Genomic DNA, 13,198 nt, shown 5'->3' on the forward strand with positions numbered 1-13,198 from the left:
CGTGCGACGCGCAACGTCGCGCGTGGCAGGACGCATTGTCGCGCGGCGGTGTCTACGGGCCACGCGAGGCCGCGGGCGCGCCGGGTGCGGTGGAAGTGCAGCGTGCCGCCCTTGGCGAGGCGCGGAACCGGCACAGCGCTGCACTCGCGCACGCGAAGCTTGTCGACGCCGAAGTGCTTCACCAACGCGAGCGCCTGCAGGCGAATGCACGCAAACAGGAAAAACTGCGGGAGTTGATGACGTTTTACCGCCGGTGAATGGGCAATGGGCCGCTGAAGACGGAACCGTCTCACGCCATTACCCGGCGCCGAAGGGATTGCGCACCTATGCCGAACGAAACGCGCTCACCACCATTGCCATCAAGAGGACTTCACGATGCGTACCATTCACCGAAGCGGCCCGTCAGCCGATGCGTTCGTCAGCTTGTCCGACCGTTCGTCGTCGCAGCGGCGCGGCACGGCAACGCCCGATGGAAGGCCAAGCGGCGACCGTCACGAACGGACCTTCACCCTGGCATGCGAGCCGGCCGCGTGCGTGTCCGGACCCGCGGATGTGCTGCGTTGGTTGCGTGTCTGGCACATGCGCCAGGAGGCCAACTGGGACGGCGGCAGTTCGTTGCGCGTGCTGGTGCATGGTGGCGCGCTCGATGCGTTGGTCGTCGAAGCGCGGCGCGGACGGCAGGGCGTGACGGTGAGTCTGCTCTGCGTGCGGCTCACGATGTACCGGCGATTGCTGGCGCATCGAGGGCGGCTCGAGCGCGCCCTGACGTCGCGCCTGAAGGTGTCCGTCACGATCGAAGTCGAGGCGCGATATGCCCCTTGAGCCGGACGTCGGGTTCATCGCGGCGTCGACGCCGGGGCCGTTGGATGAGGCGCTCATGGGCGTGGCCTGCGTGGCTTTTGTCGAAGGCGATACCGGAGTCCGAGTTGGTTGGCTACGTGCGGGAGGGGACGGTCTTGTCGTGACGGCACGCGTCGACGACGGTCTTGTCGGCCAGACGCGCTTCTGGTGCGACGCGCAGCAGTGGCGCGACTGGCTCGCGCCGAACCTGCCGGTTCCGTCGTGGGACGCGCTGCCGCCCTCGTGGCGGGCCAGCGCGGCGTCGCTCACGCTGGCGACGGGCGATGTGAGCGCGGATATGTCGCTCGACGCCGCGGTCAGTGAGGCCGACGCGGCCCGCGATACCAGTTCGTGGCCGCGCGCGACTGACGTCGCGGCCGCGGAAGTGGAGACAGCGTGGCGTGTGGGCATGGTGTTGCAGCGAGAGGGACGTCGGTTGGCGTTGATGTATCTCGACGGCGCGACGTCGTGGCTGTGTGAGCGCTGCCGGCGGGCGACGCCAGGCGACACCGCGCTCGATCCGTCGGGATTGCCGACGCGTCGATGTGCGCTGGTGGCGGGGTGGGCGACCTTGCCCAGCGCGCAATGCGAGCATCTGCAGGTGGGAGACGCCGTACTCCTCGACGTGGCGGCTCACATCGCAGGCGGTGAGTATTGGCTTGTGGACGGCGACCGCGCCATGGCCATGCGTGACGGCCGGCCGTTGGATCGGCGCGTCCTGCAACTCGACGACACGAGCGCCAGTCCCCCCGACGACACCCTGTCGACGGCGGCCGGAGCGCGCCAGGGAGCAGCCACCGTGCGTTTGTCTGCCCTCGTCGCAGAAAGGCAATTTCCCATTCCGTTCCTGACCGCCTGGCGTTCAGGCAACGATGCCGTTTCCCAAAGCGAGGCAATCGCTTGCTCGTTGTCGGCCGATCGAATCACGCTCCTGCGTGACGACACACCGTGGGCCGTCGGGCGTTTGCTGCGTTTCGACGACGGACGACTCGCGGTGTGCATCGACAGCGTGATCGGCGCATTCGCCGCGAACGCTTCGCTTGAGGTCGCCCTCACCGAAGGTGACGCGCCCGGTGAGCGCGATTCTCCCCGCGCCATTTCGGGTCGTGACCGGATGGGCGTGCATCCGGAGACGACCTAACCTCTCGGATACCCCACCCGGTCGTCAACGCCGCTCATTGGAGTTTGCATGTCCCTGCTCGACCACCCGGTGCAGCTCGTCGTCGTACTGTCGCTGCTCTCGATCATGCCGTTGCTGGTGGTGCTGGGAACCGCGTTTCTGAAGCTGGCGGTCGTGTTCGCCCTGTTGCGCAATGCGCTCGGCACGCAGCAGATTCCGCCCAACATCGCGATTTACGGCTTATCGCTCGTGCTCACCTGTTTCATCATGGCCCCGGTGGCCTTCGACATCGAGGCCAATCTCGAGACGCGTCCGGTATCGCTGTCGTCCAAGGATTTCGTGGCCGATGTCGATGCGAGCGTCCTGTCGCCCTACCGTGCATTTCTCACCCGTCACACCGACGCGAGACAACGCGACTTCTTCGCCGGCGTCGGCCGCGATACCTGGCCTGAGGCGCATCGCGACCGCCTGGGCAGCGACTCGCTGCTCGTCCTGATGCCGGCGTTCGCGCTGAGCCAACTCGCCGAAGCGTTCAAGATCGGGCTGCTGCTGTACCTGCCGTTTGTTGTGATCGACCTGGTGATCTCGAACATCCTGCTCGCGATGGGCATGATGATGGTCTCGCCCATGACCATTGCTCTCCCGTTCAAGTTACTGATCTTCGTCATGATGAACGGTTGGGAGCAGTTGGTGCGCCAGTTGATGCTCTCCTACGCATGACGCGGCCCGGAGCGCACCCATGAGTGAAGCCATCGTCGTCAATCTCACGAGCGAGATGCTTTGGCTTACGCTCCTCCTGTCGCTGCCCACCGTGGTGGTGGCGGCGGCGGTCGGCGTGCTGGTCTCGCTGGTCCAGGCGCTTACGCAGGTGCAGGATCAGACCGTGCAGTTCCTCATCAAGCTCATTGCGGTATCGGTCACGTTGGCCGCCACCTATGCGTGGATGGGCCATGTGCTGCTGCATTACGCGGGTAACGCGTTCGAGCAGATCAGCCGGATGCGGTGAGCGGCATGACGTCCTCCTTCGTGCCGGGCATGGCGCCCGGCGTCGACACCTTGCTCTCGCCGCTGTGGGCCGACCTGTATGGCTGGTTGGTGGCGTGGGGCGTGGCGATGCTGCGCCCGCTGGGCATTGCGATGCTGCTGCCAGTGTTCTCCGTCGGCATGCTCGGCGCCGGCATGTTGCGCAATGCGCTGGTGCTGGCGCTCGCTTTGCCGGTGGTGTCGCTCGTGCATGCAAGTCCGGAAATGCCGTCGCACTGGGGCGCATGGGGCATGCTGGTGCTGCGCGAGTTGTGCATCGGCGGCCTGCTCGGCTTTGCCGCCGCGCTGCCGTTCTGGGCCGTCGACATGACGGGGTACGTGATCGACACGATGCGCGGCGCGTCCATGGCGAGCGTGCTCAATCCGTTGATGGGGGCGCAGTCGTCGGTCTTCGGCATCGCGCTCACTCAGATGCTTTGCGTGCTGTTCTTTGTCACCCCGGCGGCGCAGGCCTTACTCACCGCGTTATATGACTCCTACGCCGCGCTGCCGGTGGGGCAGCCGTGGCAATGGCATGACGACAGCGTGGCCTGGCTGCTCGCGCTCTGGCAGGCGATGCAGGTGATGTGCGTGGCGGTGGCGCTGCCGGCGATGGTCGTGATGGTGCTGGTCGATATGTCGATGGGCTTCATCAACCGGGCCGCGCAACAGCTCAACGTTTTTTTTCTCGCCATGCCGGTGAAAAGCGCGATGGCGCTGCTGGTGACGGTGGCCAGTCTGCCGTTTGCCGTCGCCGTGCCGCTGCAGGGCTGGTATCGGCTGCCCGACGTGTTTCGCGCCTGGGCCGCGCTGGCGCTGCCTGCATCCTGAGGCCGACATGAGCGAAAAGAGCCAGCCGCCCACCCCCAAGAAGATCGAAGACGAGCGCAAGAAGGGGCGCGTCGCGAAGAGCGCCGATCTTGCCGTGTGCATGCAACTCGGCGTGGTGCTGGCGTGGCTGACGTTCGAAGGCCCGGCGCTTTACGACGCGCTGCAAGCGCTCGTCGCGCGCATGTTAGGGCTGCTCAACGATCCGGTGGACGACGCCGTGCGCGGCATGCTCGGACCGTCGCTGCTGCTCTTCGTGCGTTTTGTGGGCGGTCTTGCCGTGCTGGTGATCGTGACGACTTGGCTGGCGATGGTGTTGCAGGTCGGCATGCTCGTGGCGCCCGAGAGCGTTCGTCCCAAGTATGAACGGATCGATCCCATCGCCAAGGCCAAACAACTGTTCTCGATGCAGTCGCTCTTCGAATTCGGCAAGTCGTTCGTCAAGGTCGCGGTGCTGGCCGTGGTCTTTTTCTATCTGATCCGACAGTACACGCCGTCGCTCGCCGCGCTGCCGCAGTGCGGGCCGTCGTGCGGTCTTGCCCTCCCGGTGCGGTTGATGTTCTGGTTAATGGCGGTGTTGGTTATCGCGTACGTGGTGTTCGGCGGGCTCGACTTCGCGTATCAGAAGTATCAGCTTCGCAAGCAATTGATGATGTCCCACGACGAGATCAAGCGGGAATCCAAAGAGGTCGAGGGCAACCGGGAGATCAAGAACAAGCGGCGCGACATTCATCGGGAAACGATCGAAAGCGGCAGTCTGTCGGACAACGTGAAGCGGTCGACGGCCGTGGTGCGCAACCCGACCCGCATCGCGATTTGCCTGCGCTACGTGCCCGGCGAGACGGCCGTGCCGATGGTGATCGAGAAGGGCCGCAACGAACGCGCGCGGACCATCGTCCGGCTCGCCGATCGCGAAGGCGTGCCGATAGTCGAGCACGTGCCTGTGGCGCGCCGCCTGATGGACGACGTCGAGGTCGACGCACCGATTCCCCCCGATCTGTTCGACGCAGTGGCCGCGATTCTGCGGCTCGCGCTCGACCTGCCTTATGAGGTGCAAGCGGCGAACGCCACGCCGCACGCTGATGCAATGCCGCAGGACGGCTGCGTCGGAGGCGGCATGAAGGACGCGCCCACGCGCTCGGCTTCGGGAGACGGCGTATGAGTGGGCGCCGGATTCGGGACTTGTGCCGGTGGCGCGCACGGCTCGCGGGAGGCGTGCTCAGCGTGTTAAGCATGATGGGGCCGTCGATGTCCGTATGGGCGATGGACGGGGGATTGCTGCCGCGTCATCCGCGAGTGGCTGACGCGCAGCTCGTGGTACCCGTGCCGCGGGCCACGCCAGACGCGTTGGTGCGGCCCGTGCCCGCGCCTGTCGACGCCAGCCCCGGCGACGCGAACGCACCGACGTCGATCATCGCCACCTCCCGCGACACGGCGGCACCGATGTCTGTCGTCGCCAGCCCCCGCGACACGGCGGCACCGATATCTGTCGTCGCCAGCGCCCGCGACACGGACGCACCGACGTCTGCCGACCCCGCGCTGCCCTTCGACGCGGTGGTGCAACGCGCGGCGCAAGTGGCGTCGGTTGATGCGGCGCTGCTGCACGCCATTATCGACACAGAATCGGGATATGATCCGCAGGCGGTGTCCGTGCGGGGGGCGATCGGGTTGATGCAGGTGCTGCCGCGCACTGGCGCGCGCTTCGGCGTGCGACGTCTCGAAGACCCGGCGGAGAATGTACGCGCTGGGGCGTCCTACGTCCGCTGGCTGCTGGCGCGCTTCGACGGCGACCTGACGCTGGCATTGGCGGCCTACAACGCGGGGGAGGGTGCGGTGCTGCGTTATGGTCGTCAGATCCCGCCGTTCCCGGAGACGCAGAATTACGTGCGCAAGGTGATGGCCGGATACGCTCGGCTACGCGACGCGAGTCCGGTGCCAGCGGTGCCCTCGCGACCTTTGCCACCCATGCAGCCCATGCAGCCTGCCGCCGTCCTTGTCGATACGACGCCCGATACCAAGGCGCCCGCCACGACAACGCCGGCTCGGGAGCGCGGCGATATGTCCTCGAACGAGGCCGCGAGGGAACGCGCCTGGCGTTTGCTGCGAGGGGTCGGGGCACTGCTGACACGCAGCCCGTCGGCGGAAGCCACCGACAGCCGCGGACGCGACCGGCCAGCGGTCGTCATGCCCGCGCGCGGCCAAGCGCGAGGCGCTGGCCCTGCGGTTGGCGGATAGGAGATAGGACTAGCGCGTGGGGGCGGTGTCGACGACCGACGGGCGCGCGGACATGCGTTCGAAGTGATCGGCCAAATTGGGGTGGGCGTCGCGCCAGGCAATCTCCGGAAACCGGAAATCGAGGTAGCCGAGCGCACAGACGACGGCCACGTCGGCCAGCGTGAGGCGGTTGCTCGCGCACCACTGGCGTTCGTCGAGTCCAAGCGCCATCGCTCGCAGCGCTTCGTCGATCTTGCCGCGCTGACGGTCGATGAGCGCCTGCGAGCGCGAGGCTTCGTCGTGGAACATCGCCTCGACGCGAATCTGCACGGCGGCGTCCGTCACGCCATCGGCGAGGGCCTCCCAGCAGCGCACTTCGGCGCGTTCGCGGCCCGAAGGGGGGATGAGCTTGCCCACCGGGGAGAGCGTATCGAGGTACTCGCAGATCACGCGCGAGTCGAACACGGCTTCGCCGTCCTCCATGACCAGACACGGCACTTTGCCCAGCGGGTTGGACTGCTGGATGCGCGTGTCGTCGGCCCACACGTTCTCCAGCTCGAGCTTGTAGTCGAGCTTCTTCTCAGCCAGCACAATGCGGACTTTGCGAACGTAGGGACTGGCGAGGGCACCGATCAACTTCATGTGAATCCTTGATAAATCGCGGTAGGGCGGGGGAGAGTATAACGTGGGCTCCGGGCGCTCGCGCATGCGTGTTGCGTATGCCGCAGCCCGGGGCGAGTCCTGCCCGAATTCCGGTGAAATCGATTCGTCCCGGGATGGGCGAGGCCGAGAATGGTAAAATACTGGCCTTTCCGAGTTGGCGGCTCGCCGGCTCCCCCGATTTTCTTTTTCGGTGCCCAGTGCCATGTCCGACGAATTCTCCCCATTGACCGCGCTTTCTCCGCTCGACGGCCGTTATGCCAGCAAGACCGACGCCCTGCGTCCGTGGCTGTCCGAAGCGGCGTTCATGCGCCACCGCGTGACCGTCGAGATCCATTGGCTGATCGCCCTGTCCAAGGCCGGTTTCGCCGAAATCGCCCCGTTCTCGGCCGAAGCGGAGACGTTCCTGCTCAGCCTGGCCACCCAGTTCTCGAACGCCGATGCGCAGCGCATCAAGGACATCGAGAAGGTCACGAACCACGACGTGAAGGCTGTCGAGTATTGGCTCAAGGAGAAGGTGCAGGGCCAGGCGGAACTCGAAAAGGCGAGCGAATTCATCCACTTCGCCTGCACGTCGGAAGATATCAACAACACCTCGCACGGCCTGATGATCAAGGGCGCGCGCGACAAGGTCGTCGTGCCCGCGCTCGAGTCGCTGGTCGCCAAGCTCGGCGAACTGGCCCGCGAACACGCCGCCCAGCCGATGCTCTCGCGCACGCACGGTCAGCCGGCGTCGCCGACCACGCTCGGCAAGGAACTCGCGAACGTGGCCGTACGACTTGCACGCGCGCTCGAGCGCGTTCGCCGCGTCGAGCTGCTCGCCAAAATGAACGGTGCGGTCGGTAACTACAACGCCCACCTCTCGGCCTACCCGGAATACGATTGGGAAGCCTTCTCGAAGGCCGTGATCGAGCAGCGCCTGGGCCTGACGTTCAACCCGTACACGATCCAGATCGAGCCGCACGATTACATGGCCGAGCTGTTCGACGCCGTTGCGCGTGCGAACACCATCCTGCTCGACCTGAACCGCGATATCTGGGGTTATATCTCGGTCGGCTACTTCAAGCAGAAGACGAAGGCCGGCGAGATCGGTTCGTCGACCATGCCGCACAAGGTCAACCCGATCGATTTCGAGAATTCGGAAGGCAACCTCGGTCTGGCGAACGCCGTGCTGCGCCATCTGGCCGACAAGCTGCCGGTTTCGCGCTGGCAGCGAGACCTGACCGACTCGACCGTGCTGCGTAACATCGGCGTGGCGTTTGGCTATAGCCTGCTGGCGTACGACTCGTGCAAGCGGGGCCTGGACAAGCTCGAAGTCAATCCGCAGCGTCTGAACGACGATCTCGACAATACGTGGGAAGTGCTGGCCGAGCCGGTACAGACCGTGATGCGCCGCTTCGGCATTCCCAACCCGTACGAGCAGCTCAAGGAGCTGACGCGCGGCAAGGGCATCACGCGCGAAGCGTTGCAGGACTTCATCAAGCAACTGGCTATTCCGGAAGACGCAAAGGCGCGTCTGCTGCAAATGACGCCGGCGAACTACATCGGTATCGCCGAATCGCTCGCCAAGCGGGTCTGAGCGCGTCCGTCCAGCACGCTTTCTGCTTGAACGAAACGGGCCGCTTTTGCGGCCCGTTTTGCATGGTGACGGCAGCCTGCGCAGGGCAACGTGGGAAGCCGCTGTCGCAACGCGGAGCGCACAATGCACCGGCGAAAAAAAACCGCCGGACATGCCGGCGGTCTTCCTGACGGAGCGCAGTGAGCCGGTCGGTCAGACTCGGGCGCCGAAGTTCGGGTCGTTGCGATCGACGCCTTCTTCACCATCCTTGTTGCTGTGCTTGATGAGGTCTTCACGCTTCACGCCGAGCCACATCGCAATGGCCGCGGCCACGAACACCGACGAGTAGATACCGAACAGAATACCCACGGTCAGGGCGAGCGCGAAGTAGTGCAGCGTCTGTCCACCGAAGAAGAACATCGACAGCACCATCATTTCCGTGCTCGCGTGCGTGATGATCGTACGCGACATGGTTGTCGTGATGGCGTGGTCGATCACCTCGCGCACCGTCGCCTTGCGCATCTTGCGGAACGTCTCGCGAATCCGGTCGAAGATCACGACCGATTCGTTCACCGAGTAACCGAGCACGGCCAACACCCCCGCCAGCACCGCCAGCGAGAACTCCCACTGGAAGTAGGCGAAGAAGCCCAGAATGATCACCACGTCGTGCAGGTTGGCGATCACGCCGGCCACCGCGAATTTCCATTCGAAGCGGAACGACAGGTAGATGATGATGCCGATGACCACGAAGGTCAGCGCCAGCAGGCCATCCGTGAACAACTCGTGGCCGATTTGCGGACCGACGAATTCCACGCGACGCAACTGCACATCGGGGGCGTCGGCCTTCAGGGCGGACATCACGGCGTCGCTTTGCTGCGCACTGGTGACCTGCTTGCCGTCAGAACCGTTCTGGATCGGCAGGCGGATCATCACGTCGCGCGAGGTGCCGAAGCTCTGCACCTGCACGTCGCGATAGCCCAGCTTGCCGACTTCGCCACGGATCTTCTCGAGATCGGCCGCCTGCGTGTAGGCCACTTCCATGACCGTACCGCCGGTGAACTCGATCGACATGTGCAGGCCCCGCGTGAGCAGGAAGAACACCGCCGCCACGAACGTGAGCGCCGAGATGATGTTGAAGATCAGGGCGTGCCGCATGAACGGCACGTCTTTCTTGATGCGGAAAAATTCCATGACTGTTTCCTCTCGCGCCTGCGGTTATTGCTCGCCTGCGTCGGGTGCGTTTTTCGCACCGTCCGGGCGCCAGACCTGACCGATCGCCAGCGTCTTGAGCTTGCGACGGCCGCCGTACCACAGGTTGACCAGACCGCGCGAGAAGAACACGGCCGAGAACATCGAGGTCAGAATACCCAGGCAGTGCACCACGGCGAACGCGCGCACCGGGCCCGAACCGAACGCCAGCAGCGCCAGACCGGCGATGAGCGTGGTCACGTTCGAGTCCAGAATCGTCGCCCAGGCATGCTCGAAGCCCAGCGAAATCGCCTTCTGTGCCGACGCACCCGCGCGCAACTCTTCGCGAATGCGTTCGTTGATCAGCACGTTCGCATCGATGGCCATACCGAGTGTGAGCGCGATAGCGGCAATCCCCGGCAGCGTCAGCGTGGCTTGCATCATCGAGAGCACGGCCACCAGCAGCAACAGGTTGAACAGCAGGGCGATCACCGAGAACACGCCGAACAGCATGTAGTACGCCATCATGAACACGGCGATGGCGATCAGGCCGTACAGCACCGAGTCGACACCCTTGTGCACGTTATCGGCACCCAGGCTCGGACCGATCGTGCGTTCTTCGATGATCTCCATCGGGGCGGCCAGCGAACCGGCGCGCAGCAGCAGTGCCAGGTCGTTGGCGCCCTGCGCCGAGCCCATGCCGGTGATCTGGAAGCTCTGGCCCAGTTCGCTGCGGATGTTCGCCACCGTCAGCACTTCGCCCTTGCCCTTCTCGAACAGCACGATGGCCATCGGCTTGCCGATGTTGTCGCGCGAGACGTCGCGCAGCACACGGCCGCCGGCGGCGTCGAGCTTGATGTTCACCGACGGTTGCTGGTGATCGTCAAAGCCCGCGGACGCGCTGGTGATGCGATCGCCGCTGAAGATCACCTGACGCTTGAGCATCACCGGCGCGCCGTTGCCGTGCAGGAACAATTCGTCCTGCGGCGGCACCGGTGTGTCGGCCGTGATGAGGCGCGGGGCGTCCGGATCGACCAGACGCGCTTCGAGCGTTGCCGTACGGCCGATGATGTCCTTCGCCTTGGCGGTGTCCTGCACGCCGGGCAACTGCACGACGATGCGGTCCGGGCCTTCCTGCTGAATCACCGGCTCGGCCACACCGAGTTCGTTCACCCGGTTATGCAGCGTGACGATGTTCTGCTTGACGGCGTTGTCCTGTACCGCACGACGGGCAGCTTCCGTGAAGGCGCCCACGACCTTGAACGTCCCGTTCGGGCCGGCTTGCGTGGTGTAGGACAGATCGGGCAGGCCGTCGGTCAGGGCACCGCGGGCGCGCTCGGCGTCGTTCTGGTCGCTGAAGACGGCTTCGATGCCAGTGTCCGTACGCGTCACGCCGTTGTGGCGGATGTTCTTGTCGCGCAGCAGCGTGCGGGCATCGGCGGCGCTCGCGTCCAGGCGCTTGGTGATGGCGCCGGCCATGTCGACTTGCAGCAGGAAGTGCACCCCGCCACGCAGGTCGAGACCGAGATACATCGGCAGCGCGTGGATTCGGGTGAGCCATTCCGGCGAGGCCGAGAGCAGGTTAAGCGCGACGACGTAGGTCGGGTCCGTCGGGTCGCTGTTCAGCGCCGTCTGGAGCATGTCCTTGGCCCGCAATTGCGTGTCGGTGTCGGCGAAGCGAATGCGCACGCTCGGGTTGTTGCCCGTGCTGTCGAACACGGCGCCTTGATAGGCGATGTTCTGCGCCTTGAGCGCGTCTTCGGCGCGCGCGAGCGTCGAGGCATCGACCTTGACGGTCGCCTTGACGCTGGAAATCTGTACTGCCGGTGTTTCACCGAACAGGTTGGGCAGCGTATAGAACACCCCGATGGCAAGCGCCACCAGAATGAGGATGTACTTCCAGAGAGGATAGCGATTCATAGCAGCGGGCTAGGGTGATGCCATGTGGCAAACCGTGCTTCAGACCGGCTGGCATGGCAACGAGGGTCGCCAAGGCCGGCGTCGCCATGCACGGCGGCCGCCGTTGAAGGCAGCCGCGTGCAGTGGCGCGAAGGCTCAGAGCGCCTTGATGGTGCCCTTCGGCAGCAGGGTGGTGATCGCACCCTTCTGCACGTTGATTTCGACGTTTTCAGCGATCTCCACGGTCACGAAGGTCTCGCCGACCTTCGAGATACGACCGGCCAGGCCGCCCGAGGTCACGACTTCGTCGCCCTTGGCGAGGGCCGACAGCATGTTGCGCGTTTCTTTCTGGCGCTTCATTTGCGGACGGATCATGATGAAGTACAGCACCACGAACATCAGCACCAGCGGCAGGAAGCTCATCAGGTTGCTGGTCGGGCTCGCGGCGCCTGCCGTCTGAGCGAAGGCATTGGAAATCAGCACGTTCGGTTCTCCTTATGTAAGACGTGTAAAAGCCGCGTGTGGCCGGAGCTCCGGACACGCGCGGCGTGTGTTTCGGTGCGTGGATGCAGGATCCAAGCCCGACATTTTACCACTGCCCAACCCCGGTCTCCGGGGTTTCGGCGCCCGCTGGCGCGCGACGGCCGTCAATGCACGCCGCGCGCGCGATCGGCCCGGAACTGGGCGACGAAAGCGTCGAAACGGTGCGCTTCGATGGCATCCCGGATTTCCTGCATCAGCGTGAGATAGTAATGCAGGTTGTGGATGGTGTTGAGCCGCGCGCCCAGAATTTCCCCGGCTCGCTGCAAATGGTGCAGGTAGGCGCGCGAGAAGTTTCGACAGGCGTAACAGCCGCAAGTTTCGTCCAGAGGGCGCGTATCGGTCTTGTGCGACGCATTGCGGATCTTCAGATCGCCGAATCGCGTGAAGAGCCAGCCATTGCGCGCGTTACGCGTGGGCATCACGCAGTCGAACATGTCGACGCCCGCCGCCACGCCAGCCACGAGGTCTTCCGGTGTGCCGACCCCCATCAGGTAGTGGGGTTTGTTCGCCGGCAGCCGCGGCGCCACGTGCTGGAGCACGCGCATCATGTCTTCCTTCGGCTCGCCGACCGACAACCCGCCGATCGCATAGCCGTGAAAGTCCAGTTCCGACAACCCGGCGAGCGACTCGTCGCGCAAATGTTCGTACATGCCGCCTTGCACGATCCCGAACAGGGCATTCGGGTTCTCTAGACGGTTGAATTCGTCGATGGAGCGCTTGGCCCAGCGCATCGACATGCGCATCGACTGGCCGGCCTCGACTTCCGTGGCCGGGCGGCCGTCGATCTCGTACGGCGTGCATTCGTCGAACTGCATGACGATGTCCGAGTTGAGCACGTGCTGGATCTGCATCGAGATTTCGGGCGAGAGGAAGAGACGGTCGCCATTCACAGGCGACGCGAACTTCACGCCTTCCTCGCTGATCTTGCGCAGCTCACCGAGGCTGAATACCTGAAAACCGCCGGAATCCGTGAGAATCGGACGATCCCAGCCCATGAAGCGATGCAGCCCGCCGTGGGCGGCGATCGTCTCCAGCCCGGGGCGCAGCCAAAGGTGGAAGGTATTGCCGAGGATGATCTGGGCGTTGTTCTCGACCAATTCGGCAGGCGACATCGCCTTGACCGAGCCGTAGGTGCCGACCGGCATGAAGATGGGTGTCTCGACCACGCCGTGGTTGAGCGTGACGCGCCCCCGGCGGGCTTGTCCGTCGGTGGTGATGAGTTCGAACTTGAGCATGTGTCGTGCGCCCCGGCACCACCGGCAACACAAGCCGGCGCCCGCACAGGACGTCAAATAAGCGGCCGGCGCCCCATGCGCGGCCAAGCC

Annotated in this window: 14 protein-coding genes; 9 read left to right on the forward strand and 5 right to left on the reverse strand. The window is 64.9% G+C overall.

Annotated features, from left to right (window positions below):
- From A985_RS24790 to A985_RS26970, 8 genes are all read left to right on the forward strand, one after another.
- On the forward strand, positions 1-257 hold a 257-nt coding region (locus A985_RS24790; RefSeq protein ID WP_039830112.1), incomplete at its 5' end, for a hypothetical protein.
- A 118-nt stretch (positions 258-375) separates the two neighbouring features.
- Positions 376-822 carry a hypothetical protein gene (locus A985_RS0109070; RefSeq protein ID WP_017233088.1) on the forward strand — a complete coding sequence of 149 codons (447 nt, stop codon included), beginning with the start codon at positions 376-378 and terminating at the stop codon, positions 820-822.
- Positions 812-1,981, forward strand: a complete 1,170-nt coding sequence (locus A985_RS0109075; protein WP_017233089.1) for a hypothetical protein — start codon at positions 812-814, stop codon at positions 1,979-1,981. The genes A985_RS0109070 and A985_RS0109075 overlap by 11 nt, the downstream gene beginning before the upstream one ends.
- A 48-nt stretch (positions 1,982-2,029) precedes the next feature.
- Entirely contained in the window at positions 2,030-2,680 is a 651-nt protein-coding gene (gene sctR / locus A985_RS0109080) for a type III secretion system export apparatus subunit SctR (protein ID WP_017233090.1), read from the forward strand.
- A 19-nt stretch (positions 2,681-2,699) separates the two neighbouring features.
- A complete protein-coding gene (gene sctS, locus A985_RS0109085; protein WP_017233091.1) occupies positions 2,700-2,966 on the forward strand; it encodes a type III secretion system export apparatus subunit SctS in 267 nt (88 codons plus the stop codon).
- 5 nt (positions 2,967-2,971) lie between these two features.
- The gene (sctT, locus tag A985_RS24795) at positions 2,972-3,814 is read left to right on the forward strand and encodes a type III secretion system export apparatus subunit SctT (RefSeq protein ID WP_017233092.1); all 843 of its coding nucleotides are present in this window, start codon (positions 2,972-2,974) and stop codon (positions 3,812-3,814) included.
- Between the two features lie 7 nt (positions 3,815-3,821).
- Complete coding sequence (locus A985_RS0109095; protein ID WP_017233093.1) at positions 3,822-4,973, forward strand: EscU/YscU/HrcU family type III secretion system export apparatus switch protein; 1,152 nt, start codon at positions 3,822-3,824, stop codon at positions 4,971-4,973.
- Complete coding sequence (locus A985_RS26970; protein ID WP_232424569.1) at positions 4,970-6,046, forward strand: lytic transglycosylase domain-containing protein; 1,077 nt, start codon at positions 4,970-4,972, stop codon at positions 6,044-6,046. Before A985_RS0109095 ends, A985_RS26970 begins: the two co-directional genes overlap by 4 nt.
- Positions 6,047-6,055: 9 nt before the next feature.
- Here the strand turns inward: A985_RS26970 and A985_RS0109105 are convergent, their stop codons facing one another.
- Positions 6,056-6,667: a glutathione S-transferase family protein gene (locus tag A985_RS0109105; RefSeq protein ID WP_017233095.1), complete on the reverse strand. Its 612-nt coding sequence runs from the start codon at positions 6,665-6,667 to the stop codon at positions 6,056-6,058.
- A 223-nt stretch (positions 6,668-6,890) separates the two neighbouring features.
- Between A985_RS0109105 and purB the strand changes: the two genes are divergently transcribed.
- Positions 6,891-8,264, forward strand: coding sequence for an adenylosuccinate lyase (gene purB, locus A985_RS0109110; RefSeq protein ID WP_017233096.1), 1,374 nt, complete (start codon positions 6,891-6,893; stop codon positions 8,262-8,264).
- 192 nt (positions 8,265-8,456) lie between these two features.
- Here the strand turns inward: purB and secF are convergent, their stop codons facing one another.
- From secF to tgt, 4 genes are all read right to left on the reverse strand, one after another.
- Entirely contained in the window at positions 8,457-9,434 is a 978-nt protein-coding gene (gene secF, locus A985_RS0109115; RefSeq protein ID WP_017233097.1) for a protein translocase subunit SecF, read from the reverse strand.
- 24 nt (positions 9,435-9,458) lie between these two features.
- Positions 9,459-11,351, reverse strand: a complete 1,893-nt coding sequence (gene secD, locus A985_RS0109120) for a protein translocase subunit SecD (protein ID WP_017233098.1) — start codon at positions 11,349-11,351, stop codon at positions 9,459-9,461.
- Between the two features lie 135 nt (positions 11,352-11,486).
- Positions 11,487-11,753 carry a preprotein translocase subunit YajC gene (yajC, locus tag A985_RS0109125; protein WP_232424572.1) on the reverse strand — a complete coding sequence of 89 codons (267 nt, stop codon included), beginning with the start codon at positions 11,751-11,753 and terminating at the stop codon, positions 11,487-11,489.
- A gap of 224 nt (positions 11,754-11,977) precedes the next feature.
- The gene (tgt, locus tag A985_RS0109130) at positions 11,978-13,108 is read right to left on the reverse strand and encodes a tRNA guanosine(34) transglycosylase Tgt (protein ID WP_017233100.1); all 1,131 of its coding nucleotides are present in this window, start codon (positions 13,106-13,108) and stop codon (positions 11,978-11,980) included.
- Positions 13,109-13,198 lie beyond the last annotated feature (90 nt).

It is taken from the genome of Pandoraea sp. B-6 (assembly GCF_000282835.1).
In the GTDB taxonomy this organism is placed as follows: Bacteria; Pseudomonadota; Gammaproteobacteria; order Burkholderiales; family Burkholderiaceae; genus Pandoraea; species Pandoraea cepalis.

Bases quoted from the DNA above. Each gene is read 5' to 3' on its own strand.
- A985_RS0109070 (WP_017233088.1), top strand. From the start codon at position 376: ATGCGTACCATTCACCGAAGCGGCCCGTCAGCCGATGCGTTCGTCAGC.
- A985_RS0109075 (WP_017233089.1), top strand. From the start codon at position 812: ATGCCCCTTGAGCCGGACGTCGGGTTCATCGCGGCGTCGACGCCGGGG.
- sctR (WP_017233090.1), top strand. From the start codon at position 2,030: ATGTCCCTGCTCGACCACCCGGTGCAGCTCGTCGTCGTACTGTCGCTG.
- sctS (WP_017233091.1), top strand. From the start codon at position 2,700: ATGAGTGAAGCCATCGTCGTCAATCTCACGAGCGAGATGCTTTGGCTT.
- sctT (WP_017233092.1), top strand. From the start codon at position 2,972: ATGACGTCCTCCTTCGTGCCGGGCATGGCGCCCGGCGTCGACACCTTG.
- A985_RS0109095 (WP_017233093.1), top strand. From the start codon at position 3,822: ATGAGCGAAAAGAGCCAGCCGCCCACCCCCAAGAAGATCGAAGACGAG.
- A985_RS26970 (WP_232424569.1), top strand. From the start codon at position 4,970: ATGAGTGGGCGCCGGATTCGGGACTTGTGCCGGTGGCGCGCACGGCTC.
- A985_RS0109105 (WP_017233095.1), bottom strand. From the start codon at position 6,667: ATGAAGTTGATCGGTGCCCTCGCCAGTCCCTACGTTCGCAAAGTCCGC.
- purB (WP_017233096.1), top strand. From the start codon at position 6,891: ATGTCCGACGAATTCTCCCCATTGACCGCGCTTTCTCCGCTCGACGGC.
- secF (WP_017233097.1), bottom strand. From the start codon at position 9,434: ATGGAATTTTTCCGCATCAAGAAAGACGTGCCGTTCATGCGGCACGCC.
- secD (WP_017233098.1), bottom strand. From the start codon at position 11,351: ATGAATCGCTATCCTCTCTGGAAGTACATCCTCATTCTGGTGGCGCTT.
- yajC (WP_232424572.1), bottom strand. From the start codon at position 11,753: ATGAGCTTCCTGCCGCTGGTGCTGATGTTCGTGGTGCTGTACTTCATC.
- tgt (WP_017233100.1), bottom strand. From the start codon at position 13,108: ATGCTCAAGTTCGAACTCATCACCACCGACGGACAAGCCCGCCGGGGG.